The sequence below is a fragment of the Peribacillus sp. NPDC046944 genome (assembly GCF_050272735.1).
Lineage (GTDB): Bacteria > Bacillota > Bacilli > Bacillales > DSM-1321 > Peribacillus.
In genome coordinates this window covers 81,260-94,622 of sequence record NZ_JBNNML010000005.1, presented here as the reverse complement: position 1 = coordinate 94,622, position 13,363 = coordinate 81,260, and the positions used below count along the sequence as shown (strand labels likewise).

The following is a 13,363-nucleotide window of genomic DNA, read 5'->3' as shown; positions in this document are numbered from 1 at the left end:
TATCAAAGAGGCAAAAGAACGAACAAAATAAAATTGAATAGTAACGAGAGAAGGATCCTTATACTGAGGGTCCTTTTTTAAGGTTTCATTTAAATAATCCACTTGTAGTTTAAAACTTTTACACATAAAATAAGGGTAACCAAAATTTTCAAGGAGTGTAAAAATGAAACTTAAATACACAGCGTTAACTCTCGGTATGTGTTCGTCTTTATTACTTTCAGCATGTACTGAAGAGAAAAGTGAAGTGAAGCAAGAAACTAGCCATGAGAGCCATGACCATACCGTTTCTGGGGATGTTCAGCAAGAAACTATTAACAAAGCTACAGCACCTGAGTTTCTTTCTGGAAAACCTGAAGACATGAAAACCATCTATTTAGCCGTTGCCCAAAACCAGGCGCTATTGGAAAAAATACCGTGTTACTGTGGATGTGGAGAGGAAGCTGGCCACAAAAACAATTACGATTGTTTTATCCATGAAAATAAAAAAAATGGAGCTGTGGTTTGGGATGATCATGGGACGAAATGTGGAGTATGCCTAGAAATAGCAGCACAATCCATCCTTGATTTAAACGATGGAATGACTATAAAGGATATTCGGGACAAAGTAGATAAAGCCTATAAAAAAGGGTATGCTAAACCAACTCCGACTCCTGAAGTGTAAGTAAGAGTTAAGGTACTAAAAAGGAATGAAAATAAATCCAAAATAAAGAAACAGGTGCACTTATGTATCTGTTTCTTTATTTTATCCCTTTTTCATTGTAAGCATTGATTCCAATCTTGCAATCAGAAATCCTAAGCTCAAGATGTAATAATAATAGGAGCTATGGGGATACTTCCTCATATAAGACATTCAAGGGAGTTTTCATATTGACTTTAATCCGCCTTGGTTATGTAGCTATGAGCAATCAAGTACCACATTGTTCGCCTTCTCAAACGATGACTTTTGCACAATTCTCTAAAATTAAAGATAAAGAAGCTGCAATACGAAAGTTAGAAAGGATTTCCGCTTCAAATCTCCAAAATTGCTGGCGTCTTCTCATACATAATGCTGCATATGATATCCAGTTTTTTCGCCTTTCTTCTAAACTTATACCTCTAGTAAACCATCCTGAAATACCAAAATGGGACTATCTTGAACCACTGGCTGATGAACTGAACAAGATAAAAGATTTCCTTCTATCTCATCCAGAAGTGCGGATAGACTTTCATCCAGATCATTTTGTCATCTTGAATAGTAGCAATATTGATATACTAAAAACTTCAATGAAAACACTGAAAATGCATTTTTTATTATTGAAGAAACTAGGCATTGATCCTGAGCATCGGTGTGTTCTCCATGTAGGTGGCGGGTATGGCGAAAACGAGAAGGCTTTGGAACAGTTCATACTAAACTGGGGGAGCATCCCAGAATCTCTTCAAAGGATGATTATCCTTGAGAATGACGATACGACTTTCACTTTATCAGAGACACTCTACTTATGTGAAAAACTGGGCGTACCTCTTGTATTTGATTATCATCACTATCTAGCTCACCATTCTAAGGATGAAAATTGGAGCGAGCATTGGGGTCGTATCCTTAATACATGGCACTATTCGAAATTACCACCCAAAATGCACATTTCTAGTCCTAGGAATGAAAAAGAATTTAGAGCACATGCAGATTTTGTGGATGTTAATATGTTTGTCGATTTTTTACGGGAAATCAAGGGGAGTTTACCACAGTTGGATTGTATGATTGAAGCAAAACAAAAGGATGGAGCTCTATTCCAGTTAATGGACCAAATAAAAGAATTTCCTGAAATTGAAATCATTAATGGGGGGAGCTTTTTTATACACTGATGAAATATAATAATTTTTAAATCCTTGGTGAATTAATAGTTGACTTTTATTAATTCATCAGGTATTTATTTTTAGTTTACATAATAACATTATGGTAATCAAATATAGAAACAAAAATGAAAAAGAAGAAGTATGGTGATGACTGGCGTAATTTCAAGTTATGATTAATCTCTGAAACTATACAGAAAATATGAAGATTCTCAAAAAAACGAGGCTCATATTTCGGTTTTAAGATACCTATTTTATTTTACTAGAGTAATAGGTATCGAAAGGAGTTAAGTGCGCACAAGGTATCATATAATTGATTTAAGAGGATTGACGCTATAGTTGCAGTTATTGGAAGGAGTAAATTCTCAAATAGAACCATTAGGAACAAAACCATGCACAAAATTATTTTCAGTAGGAAAATTAAATGTCATCGTGAACCAGCATGATATTTCGAAATAATTAACACCAATATAGTGTGATATTCATTAAAATCGACAGAGCGTTCTCAAAGATGAATCAAAAACGGCTTCCATATTCTTATTTTAAGGTGCTTATAATTTAAAACTAGAGTAATAGGTACCATAGAACCTAAATGATCTGTATTGCTCCAATAAGATCGTTTAATGAGATTCTATGTTTTTTAATGATATTCCGTCACAATATAACAAAATATTCCGAATGTAACAAAGGACCTGTTTTGATACATTCGAAATCCCTTTAAATCAACGTTTATAAGCCTTATGAAATTCAAAAAACTTGGCTTTTTTTTGCGTCTTAACGTACAATATAAAGAGGGAAAAGGGGAGATGAATGACAGATGCAAAGGACCTCACAACGAATAAAAAATGTCCAGCCGATACGCCGGCTAGATCATATAGATAAGATGAAAAAGTCTCTATTAAAATATTGCAGCTACCGTGATTACATGATGTTCTCTATTGGTATCAACATCGGTCTACGGATTGGTGATCTCTTAAAATTACGTGTCCGGGATATATTAGAAGGGACGCATATTGTCATTGTTGAGCAAAAAACTGAAAAAATTAAACGTTTCATAGTCAACCCACAACTTCGTAAAGAAGTAAGAAAGTATGTAAAAAAAATGAAATTAAAAAATGATGACTATTTATTTCCTAGTCGCAAAGGCAATGGTCCCATAAGCAGGGTTCAAGCCTATCGTGTTTTGAATAAGGCCGCTGAAATGGCTGACATTCCAGACGTGGGGACACATACACTCCGAAAAACTTTCGGTTATCTCCATTATCAGAAGTTTAAGGATATCGCTTTGCTCCAACAAATCCTTAATCACTCTAATCCGAAAGACACCATGATATACATAGGACTCACTCAAGATTTGATGGACGAAACATTGATGGATTTTTATTTTTGATAAAAGGGACCAGAAATGGTCTTTTTTTTATATTGCCCATAATAACATTATGTAAACAAGGTAAAATAGTGATAGAAAAATAGAGAGCAGTGATTCGACGTTATTAATTGGAAATATTATGTATTTTTGTTTTTAAGCCACATTATGTAGCAAAATCACTATAGAATATACTCAATTTAAATCTTGTTTTATGCATATTAATTAGGAAACTTCCCAAACCGCCAAGTAAACGACAGTTTGGGACAGTGATTCCATTACTTATTAATATAGATAGAACGAACAATGGTGCGATTCACCATTTGACCAGCCATATTTTTTTCTTTTACATCGATTGTTAGATTATAGGTCCCCGATTTTGGGACGTCCGGAAGATTACCAAAGTAGGTACCTGAATTCACTTTATTAAGAGAACCCTTATTTTTAATTTCAACACCTTCTTCGTCTGTTAGGTGAACATCAAATGTTAATGGGTTGGTTAAGAGGTTGCTTTTGACAGGAGATTTAAGTACAAACTGTGCATCATTATGCTTTACTTTCCCTGGCATTTCAAGAACAAGCGGCTCCTTGTCATCCACTTTTGCGGTAAGTAAATACGCATCTTGCTGGGCCTTTGTCTTCATTCTAATTATCCAATTTCCAGGTTCCATATTCGTTTGTTTTAAAGTGTGAATATGGGCACCTGCAAGAAAAGACGTTTCTTCTTTAGAAACCTGTGAAACTTGGGAGCTTGGATAAACCACTCCTGATGGAGAGATTAATTCTATATCAACATCTGCAGTGGCTGTATAAATGGTTACTTCACCATCTTTAGTTGTTTCATTCAAAGTGATAGGCTGTTCTATCCAATTATTTGATTGTAAAGAACCACCGTGGATAATTTGATTGTGTGTAGTCGAAATATTTTCTTCTTTGGCAGGCTGTTCACTTAAACTAGCAATCCCTGCAGTAGAGGAACTGCGTAAATAGGGTTCGATTCTTGAAAAAACAGCGGATCCCGTACGGATATTATCATGATCGTATTTGCTATCAGTAAAGAGATGGGTACCATAGGGTAATTTTGAACTCCACTCATTGACGAGTCCATCATTACTGCCATAGGAAGATAAATACAGCCCTCCAATCGATAATGCAGACAATGCTGGTCCCTGATTGGTACCGGTAAGCGTGTAGTATTTATTTTTTCTTGAATTTACATGGTTATCGATGACAGAACGGAATTCAGCCATCTGTCCAATTTGTAACGAAGCCGTTCCTTCATCATTTGCTCCAAGAAGAGAAGCTAGCCATCCAGCATACCAGCTGTTAGCCAAATCAGCTAAGTTGGAACCGTGATGAGGGGAGGCAAGGGTTATAACTCGACCCACATATGAATGTGCCCCATAAGTGACTAGAGCAGCTTGTGTATCTGGTCCACCTTTACTATGAGCGATAATATTCACTTTTTTTCCACCAAAGTGTGCACTGATTTCAGCAAGCTTAGTAGCTAATAGCCTCCCATTCTTATATTGACTGGAAGACCCATTTCCTGCTGCATCATAAAGCTGAACAAAAACCGTTTGATAACCCGCTTCGTATGCTTTTGTATACATATCATTGATTCCATGATATTCCGTTTCACCATACCAACTGGTTGAAGATCCGTTCTTCCCCTGAACAAAAACGATGGGCGGCTTACTTGAGTTATAATTAGGAGGGGTGCTTCCTAGAAACCAATCACCAGGTGTAAAACTTTCACTGGGGGGCTTTAGCTTACCATAGGGCTCGATTTCTGCAGCTGAAGTTTTAGATGGAGAATTCATAAACAAAAATAATGAAAATAGAAAAGTAACAAGAATGATTTGATACCATATTCTTTTCATACACATTCCTCCTTGTGCTTTATAATTTCCAAAACCAACTTGACTCTTAAGTTTAAATTCAGGCGTCGCCTATGTTATTCCTTCAATTTTTAATAAAATGAGTGAATAAGGCTAGCTCATACCATCGAAGAATGAAGAAAAACAGGATAAAGTAACTGATATGAGTGAAAAAAATGGTCCAAGAGGTATATAGGGATTTTCTCCGTATAAAATGTTGTTCGCGATGGAGGTAAAGAAAGGAAGTTTCATTTAGTTTACATAATAAAATTATGATTAATTACTAACGAAGCAAAGCAAAAAGACCAAGGAAGAAATGAATGCCTCGGATCTTTTTGTCATTTTACTAAGTCGAATTGAAGATTTACAGTATGGCACCTTTTACGTCATAGTTTGCTAAATCAATGTCTAATTCCCTGTCAAGAGCAAGGTTCGCCAGTTGAGATCCAATATAAGGTCCCATTGTTAAACCAGAAGCGCCAAGTCCATTGGCTACGATGATGCCATCCCAATCAGGAAGGGGGCCAATGACCGGAAGGAAGCCAGGAGTAAAGGGACGGAAGCCGACTCTTGCTTCAGTAAATGTACTCTCGGCCAAACCTGGCGCGGTGTGTAAAGCTTTATCAAAAACCTCCTGCATACCTCCTGCCGTCATACGGTAATCAAATTCCTCCATATTTTCATGAGTGGCTCCAGCTACAATTCTATTTTCATTGAAAGCTAATATGTATTGATCGCTAGGGGGCATAACAACAGGCCAGTTATTCGTGTTGCTATTTGGTAATGCTAGATGGATAATCTGCGCCTTTTGGAAGCTAACTTGAAAGTTTACTCCTAATGGTTCAAGTAAATGAGACGCCCATGCACCTGCACAGACAATTACTTTATCCGCAACCATGGTATTGCCTTCAACCATTACACCAGTTACAGAATTTTCTTCGAAGTTCAGTGAAGCATCACCATGAATCAATGTCGCTCCATTTTTTTGTGCCGCACGCAATAAACTATCTCGTAACGCGCGACCATCAACCCGTGCCGCACCACTTATATGAACCGCAGCATACTCATCCGAAAGTGGCGGGAAGAGAGCACGTGTTTCTTCCACACTGAGCATGGTGATATCACCAATTTCAGGAGCCTCTTCCTTACGCTTTGTCGCTCTTTTTTGCATGCCAATCAGTTTTTCTTCATCAGTATGTAAGCTGATGGCCCCTACTTTAGCGTAGCCTGTCTCTGTTTCCCCATCATTTTCAAGCTCTTTAATTAAACTTGGATAAAAGCGGGCCCCATTTTTAGCAAGATGATACCATGCTTTGTTACGTCTCTGCGATATCCAAGGACAAACGATACCTGCCGCAGCAGCGGTGGCTTGCCCATTATCTTGACGATCTATAATGACTACTTCAGCGCCTTTTTTCACAAGCTGGTAGGCAGTGGATGCGCCTAAAATCCCTGCACCTATTATAATGATTTTTTGCATATAAACATCCCATTTCTTTCATATGTGTAAACGTTCTTCTATAACTATAACGAAGACACTATCCGATTGCTACATCTTGAATGGTATTTGATTATTCACACAGTTATTTTATCTCTGTAAGTTATGCTATGATTAAGAGGAAAAGGCTTGAAAAGATATTAGGAGGACGAATACCGATGTTAAGAAAACAAATGGAAACATACATATCGAAGACTTTGAATGGAGATACGATTGAGTTATATACAGAAGAAAAGGTGTATGTAAAAAAGCATCAGTTGCTCGCTGATGATATAACTATAGAAGAAATCGAAAACACTACCCGCTTTACTGATGCTTATATCGAACTCAGTGATAAAGAAACCGAAGAATTGATTAAAGAAGAAACCGCTGCATTTCTAACACAGCCGCTTGAATACTTAAAAACGAATAAAAATGAATTCCTTTACTTTGAATCATCTTGGTTTGATTTAATTGGAGTTGAGGCGCTTTCTTTGGAAGTAGATGATGTATTCGGCACTTATAACGCCATGTTCGGGTTGAAATTCCAGAAAAAAATGGGAGACGCACTTAAATCATATTTCAATCAAGAACTTCAAGGAGATATGGGAACATTCAGCATGATATTTAACCAAGGTGATGGCCTATGGGATGTAAATTTTGCCTTGAATGCTGTACAAGGATTTAAGGAAGAGATGACGTTAGGTGAAGCGTTCCAACTAACTTACCATTTTCTCTTTAATCTCAATGAAACAATCGAAGAAGAACTATAAAATAGGTGAATGACCCCCATCATTGTTTGATGGGGGTCATTCATGTGCATCCTTTTATTTTTATTGTCATAACCAAATTAAAGGAACTATTGAAAAAGTGCCGAATTAGTAAATAACATTGAATTCTTATTTAGTTCTCTTTTTATTTAATATAAAAAATCCAGAATTAGAAGGAGAGTAATTATATTTGCTGAATGAATTGGGAGTTACACAAGTGACGATTCCATTGCCTTTTAGGTTAGATCACGTGCATTGTTTTTTAGCCGAAGGAGCGAATGGGTGGACAATTATCGATGCAGGATTAAACAACCAAACAGCACGTGATATATGGAAACCGATAATCGAAAAACATGAAATAGGGGATATTATCCTTACTCATTATCATCCCGACCACTTTGGGTATGCAGGTCATTTACAACGGTTAACGGGTGCTGATGTGTGGATGACGGAAGTGGATGAAAAAGCAGGCACTACCTATTGGGAACCTGAAACACTCGATTTCCTGAAATCTAATTATGAATCATGCGGTATGGAAGAGGATTTAGCCCAAGCCTTATCTAGTGATGAAAGCAGCTTTATTCCAAAGGTAAAGCCCTATCCCACGGTTAACCATCATCTTGAGGAAGGAATGAAGATTTTATTTGGCAAGCTAGAGTATGAGGTGATTTTTACACCAGGACATTCAGACGGGTTAATTACTTTATACAATAAGGAAAACAGCATTCTTTTTTCTACTGACCATATATTGCCGAGAATCTCTCCAAACATATCTTATTGGTTTCAAGGAATCAGCAATCCGTTGGAGGCTTTTTTTACTTCCTTAAAGAAAATTCAGAAGTTACATGTAGACTATGTGATTCCTTCACATGGAAAGCCCTTCAAAGACGCAAATAAAAGAATTACGGAATTATTAGATCATCACCAAGAACGGTTACATGTAGCCTATGAAAATATGAAAGAGCCGACAACAATACAAACTGCTTGTAAGATTCTGTTCAAACACCTATCGACTCACGAATCTCGGTTTGCAATTGGGGAGACATTGGCTCACCTAGAGTATCTCCATTCCGAAGGAAAATGCCGAAAATATAAAAGAGATGGGATTTGGTATTACCAATCGATTTAATGATTAAGCTCATTTTATGAGCTTTTTTAACGTTTTGACCCAATATATTCAATATTAAAAAACTGCCAACATTGTCCTATCCCATTTTAATCTTACAATTGAAGTTGAGATTTACCATTATTCTTTTTTTGTTTCGAAGTTTATACTAATAATCAAGTGAAAGGAAGAGGGTACTCCGTGGACAAAGTATTATTTTGGGATAAAGCGAAGAAAGAACATTTCGTTAAAGAGCTTACTAATCAAATGAAAATTAAAAATCGGCTTTTAGGATTAATAATTTCGAATGTCGATAAAAAGACTAGTAGAGTGGAGAGCAATAATAAAGCTTTTAAATATGAACAACAAATAATCATGTTACAAAAGATGGCGGATCTTTGCAGAGGAATCAGAGGAAGACATGATATTAAACAACTTAATCTGCTGATTGATACGTATAATTCTTTAAGTTAGGAAAATAGGACAGCACTAAGAGATGGAGATTATTCATACTCATTAAAAATATGAATATATGGCGTTATTTACATGACGGGGTATCGTAATATGATGGAAAGTGTTATATAATTATATTATTCAGAAAATTTAAAGTTGATTCTCTGTCACTAATTAGTTGGGAGTTTTGAGAATGAAGAACAGGCATTTGAATACCGCAACAGGAGTTTATATGAATTATTTCTTGCTTGGTATGGTGAATATCATGCTGGCATCGAATATGTCTTATTTATCGGAGCAATGGGATACGGATAGTGCTGGTATTAGTTATATTATTGCTGCTATCGGAGTAGGGAAATTGCTTACATATGCCTATACTGGTTATTTATCAGATAAAATCGGGCGAAAACCGCTAGTCTATGCCTCTGCATTCGGTATGGGCATTTTTCTAATCGGGATTCCCCTGTCCCCGAGTTATCAATTGGCTTTTGTTTTTGCAATACTCGCAGGTGTTGCCAATTCATCGATGGATGCCGGTTCATATCCGGGTCTGATCGAGATTTTTCCTAATTCAGCTGGCTCTGCTAGTGTTTTAGTTAAAGCCTTTATGTCTGCAGGAGCATTCCTTCTTCCTTTCATGATTCTATTTATCTCAGATCATGATATGTTTTACGGATACGCCTTCTTTATACCTGCTGCTATTTATTTAATCAATATGCTATTTTTATTTACTGTATCATTCCCGAGTAACCCAAAAGGAAAAGCTAGCATGCCCGAGAATACTACAAAGAAGAGCAAGTTCAAAGGGAAACCGGTGTTGAGGAAAGAGGGATTTGCCCTTATTTTAATTGGGTTTACATCGACTGGCTTGTTCACCGTTTCCCAAATATGGCTTCCATCTTATGGACAGGAAGCGGTAGGCATGAGTATGGCCAATTCAATAAAACTATTAAGTTATTATAGTTTGGGTGCTCTCATTTCCGTTTTGGTTCTATCTGTATTGCTAAAGAAATTTTTACAACCAATTACCGTCATCATGGTTTATCCGATTATTACCTTTATTTCTATTTTGACGATCCTTTTAGTTAAGATACCTATCATCGTGTCCATTACAGCCTTTTTTATTGGCCTTTCTACTGCAGGCGTTTTCCAATTAGCCATTACAATTATGACTGAATTCTTTTGGGAGAAAAAAGGGACCGTTACAGGATTTGTTGCAACCGCAGCTGGATTGGCATCAATTGTCATGCCGCTTATCACAGGGATGATGTCGAAAAGTGGGAATATATCTATCATATTCATTTTCGATGCTTTTCTCTCAATAATAGGTTTTATTTCTGCGGTGTATGTCTATTATCGCCATGGTCAGTTGGTAGACAAGAACAAGAAACCTGAAGAGGAAAAAGTGGATTTTCGTTTAAATGCCTAATTCTTGATATATATATGAAAAGGGTCTCTCGTCGGGAGGCCCTTTTCTTTTATGAAAATAAAGTGTAGGAGTAGACGTTATTGTGTGGCTATTTTTTCTTTTACTTCGTGCATGATATTTTCCAATGAAGTTACGATGCCTTTTTCATCTTTATAGCTAATATGCTTTGGTTGAAAATCGACAGGTGAATCTAAACCAGCAGCAGCCGATATACGAAAAAGACCTTTTCGTAAAGTGACAAGAAAGTTAACGACCCGGTACTTCTTTTCGTCAATGACCAGTGCCTTTTGCAAGTCTGGATCAGTTGTCGCTACTCCGACTGGACATGCGTTGGATTGACATTTCATTGTCTGTATACAACCAATCGCTATCATGAATCCCCGGGCAATATTGACCAAATCAGCTCCCATGGCTAAAGCAATTGCTATCCGATCCGGGGTGAATAATTTTCCTGAGGCAATGATTTTAACCTGATTCCTTACTCCATATTTCTCAAGGGTTGATACAAGAATGGGTAAAGCCGATTTAATAGGCAATCCTACGCTATCAATCAATTCTTGATATGAAGCTCCCGTACCGCCTTCCCCACCATCCAATGAAATGAAATTAGGCCCTTTTCCAGTATCTTTCATATATTTAGCCAATTCCTCGACACTATCATTTCCCCCGATGACCATCTTGATTCCTACTGGTATCCCTGTATGATTCCTGATTTTTTCAATGAATTCACATAAAGTACCTACATCACTAAATTGATGAAAACGATTCGGGCTATCTATCGATTTATAAGGCTCAACTTTTCGTATTTCGGCAATTTCAGGATTTACCTTTTCTGCATCGATATGTCCTCCGCGAGTTTTAGCTCCTTGAGCTAATTTTATTTCAAATGCCTTGATTTGTGGAATTTCGCTTTTCCTTTTCAGTTCATCCCAATCCATCTCACCAAACTTATCCCGTACGCCAAACATTGCGGGGCCGATTTGCATGATGATATCCACTCCACCTTCTAAATGATAAGGAGACAAACCACCTTCACCCGTGTTCATCCAAGTACCTTTAGCCATGCCTAACCCTTCAGACAAAGCTGTAATAGCATTCTTACCCAGAGATCCATAGCTCATCGCAGACATTCCGATAAGACCTTTTAATTTAAATGGGTATTTTACGTTTGGGCCTATAACTACCGTATCATTGTCGTGCAATAAAAAGGCAAGTGATTCTTCATCTTCCCATTTTTCCTCTCTTTGCGAAAAGAGAGGATCTTTTAGGAGGATATACCTTTTGGTTTTCACTTTTGTTTCCCTATCGTATTTCTCTTCTTCGGCTAGTTTTGGGAACATACTATTTCGAACAAAAAGACCTTCCTCATCAAAATCACGTTTTGAACCAAACCCTACCACATCTCTTAAATATTTAGAACCTTTAACCATATGCTCGTATTCATCACGGGAAAAAGGTTTCCCTTCATTATCACTGTTAAACCAATATTGCCGCATTTCTGGTCCGATTTTTTCCAAGAAATAGCGAACCCTTCCGAGTACGGGATAGTTTCTAAGTATTGCATGATGCTTCTGATTTCGGTCAAAGAAAATCATGTAAATCAACATCAGGACAGCCATAATTATAATGATAAAGACAAGAGCGAATCCCAAGATAATCAAAAGATTGGCTATGACATCCATTTTACCCCTCCTATATGCAGAACTATATCGTTTAATCTACGCGGTCCTTCCTGCATTTATACAATTATCCAATGGCGGCACATGCGCTTCATTTTTTCCTCATGGTCCCCGTTTACTTGTGATTCAATAGAAGAAGGAATAATCCGTCTATTAAGTTTATAATTAACTGTATATATAAACCGCTTAGGAAGGAGATGGAATTATGAAAATCGTTCTTGCACCAGATTCCTTTAAAGGAAGTTTGACGGCCCCTGAGGTGGCACAGGCAATGGAGCGTGGCGTTAAAAGGGTTTTGCCTGCGGCAGAAACAGTAGTAGTCCCCATGGCTGATGGCGGTGAGGGAACGATGGAAAGTCTAATAGCTGCGACACATGGTCAAAGAGTTGACGTACTAGTATCTGGACCACTATTAAACAAAGTACAAGCTGCCTATGGGGTTTTAGGAGATGAAGAAACCTGTGTAGTCGAAATGGCTTCTGCATCCGGTTTATGTCTAGTTGAACCCAATAAGCTGAATCCTTTAATTGCGACGACTTATGGAACGGGTGAGCTTATTCATCAAGCGCTAAATGACGGGTATCGAAAAATCATATTAGCCATCGGTGGTAGCGCCACAAATGATGCTGGTGTCGGTATGCTCCAAGCGTTAGGGCTGAAGGTTTTAGATAAAGAAGGGGTAGAAATCGGATATGGAGGAGCGGAACTATCACGCATTACAGCAATCGAGATGCATGATTTCGATCCAAGAATAGCTGAATGTGAATTCATCATTGCTACAGATGTCCAAAATCCGTTGATTGGAGCCGATGGGGCAACTAAGGTTTTCGGTCCGCAAAAAGGGGCAACCCCAGACATGGTTGAAATGTTGGAAGAGGCTTTATCGACCTGGGCGGATCTGGTGGAAATCAAGACAGGTGTCCAATTACACCATAAAGCAGGGGCTGGTGCAGCTGGTGGGATTGGTGGTGCCTTTCAAGCTTTCTTTCCTTCTAAAACGAGAAGAGGCGTCGATATCGTCATGGAATATTCAAGTCTTATAGAAAAGTTATCGGGAGCACAATGTGTTTTTACTGGAGAGGGACAAATCGATGTTCAAACGACATCAGGGAAGACGCCAATGGGAGTGGCTGAAGAAGCGAAGAAACTAAGAATCCCTGTATTTGCCCTAGCAGGCTCAATAGGCAAAGGAGTTGATGCTTTATATCAACATGGATTTACAAGTGTGCATAGCCTTGTCAACGAACCTATGTCACTACAAGAAGCCATGGAACGTGGAGCTGAACTGTTAGAGATGCTGACTGAACAAGTTCTGCGTACCTTTATTGCTTCTTCTGGACAGTAATTATTGACATGAGGGATTGAGAAAATAATAGT

Annotated in this window: 11 protein-coding genes; 8 read left to right on the top strand and 3 right to left on the bottom strand. The window is 37.7% G+C overall.

Translation table 11 applies throughout. The features are described from left to right. Nucleotides 1-163 precede the first annotated feature (163 nt). The 3 genes from ACQKIC_RS10935 (at nt 164) to ACQKIC_RS10925 (ending at nt 3,217) form a co-directional block, all read left to right on the top strand. The gene (locus ACQKIC_RS10935; RefSeq protein ID WP_407406238.1) at nt 164-661 is read left to right on the top strand and encodes a PCYCGC motif-containing (lipo)protein; all 498 of its coding nucleotides are present in this window, start codon (nt 164-166) and stop codon (nt 659-661) included. A 206-nt stretch (nt 662-867) separates the two neighbouring features. Then, nucleotides 868-1,839 carry a UV DNA damage repair endonuclease UvsE gene (uvsE, locus tag ACQKIC_RS10930; protein WP_427591301.1) on the top strand — a complete coding sequence of 324 codons (972 nt, stop codon included), beginning with the start codon at nt 868-870 and terminating at the stop codon, nt 1,837-1,839. 805 nt (nt 1,840-2,644) lie between these two features. After that, complete coding sequence (locus ACQKIC_RS10925) at nt 2,645-3,217, top strand: tyrosine-type recombinase/integrase (protein WP_402873024.1); 573 nt, start codon at nt 2,645-2,647, stop codon at nt 3,215-3,217. Between the two features lie 254 nt (nt 3,218-3,471). On the opposite strand, the gene ACQKIC_RS10920 is transcribed toward ACQKIC_RS10925, so the two are convergent. Beyond that, a complete protein-coding gene (locus ACQKIC_RS10920; RefSeq protein WP_427591302.1) occupies nt 3,472-5,076 on the bottom strand; it encodes an esterase/lipase family protein in 1,605 nt (534 codons plus the stop codon). Nucleotides 5,077-5,437: 361 nt separating this feature from the next. Beyond that, nucleotides 5,438-6,553 (bottom strand): NAD(P)/FAD-dependent oxidoreductase, encoded by a 1,116-nt coding sequence (locus tag ACQKIC_RS10915; RefSeq protein WP_427591303.1) that lies wholly within the window; start codon nt 6,551-6,553, stop codon nt 5,438-5,440. 176 nt (nt 6,554-6,729) lie between these two features. On the opposite strand from ACQKIC_RS10915, the gene ACQKIC_RS10910 reads away from it, so the two are divergent. From ACQKIC_RS10910 to ACQKIC_RS10895, 4 genes are all read left to right on the top strand, one after another. After that, the gene (locus tag ACQKIC_RS10910; protein ID WP_427591304.1) at nt 6,730-7,323 is read left to right on the top strand and encodes a branched-chain amino acid aminotransferase; all 594 of its coding nucleotides are present in this window, start codon (nt 6,730-6,732) and stop codon (nt 7,321-7,323) included. A gap of 187 nt (nt 7,324-7,510) precedes the next feature. Continuing rightward, nucleotides 7,511-8,449, top strand: a complete 939-nt coding sequence (locus ACQKIC_RS10905; RefSeq protein WP_427591305.1) for an MBL fold metallo-hydrolase — start codon at nt 7,511-7,513, stop codon at nt 8,447-8,449. Nucleotides 8,450-8,626: 177 nt separating this feature from the next. After that, nucleotides 8,627-8,899, top strand: a complete 273-nt coding sequence (locus tag ACQKIC_RS10900; RefSeq protein ID WP_427591306.1) for a hypothetical protein — start codon at nt 8,627-8,629, stop codon at nt 8,897-8,899. A gap of 172 nt (nt 8,900-9,071) precedes the next feature. Next, nucleotides 9,072-10,307: an MFS transporter gene (locus ACQKIC_RS10895; protein WP_402873012.1), complete on the top strand. Its 1,236-nt coding sequence runs from the start codon at nt 9,072-9,074 to the stop codon at nt 10,305-10,307. Between the two features lie 77 nt (nt 10,308-10,384). Here the strand turns inward: ACQKIC_RS10895 and ACQKIC_RS10890 are convergent, their stop codons facing one another. Continuing rightward, nucleotides 10,385-11,989, bottom strand: coding sequence for an FMN-binding glutamate synthase family protein (locus ACQKIC_RS10890; protein WP_427591307.1), 1,605 nt, complete (start codon nt 11,987-11,989; stop codon nt 10,385-10,387). A 202-nt stretch (nt 11,990-12,191) separates the two neighbouring features. Here ACQKIC_RS10890 and ACQKIC_RS10885 point away from each other — a divergent pair, with 202 nt between their 5' ends. Beyond that, nucleotides 12,192-13,331: a glycerate kinase gene (locus tag ACQKIC_RS10885; RefSeq protein ID WP_427591308.1), complete on the top strand. Its 1,140-nt coding sequence runs from the start codon at nt 12,192-12,194 to the stop codon at nt 13,329-13,331. Nucleotides 13,332-13,363 lie beyond the last annotated feature (32 nt).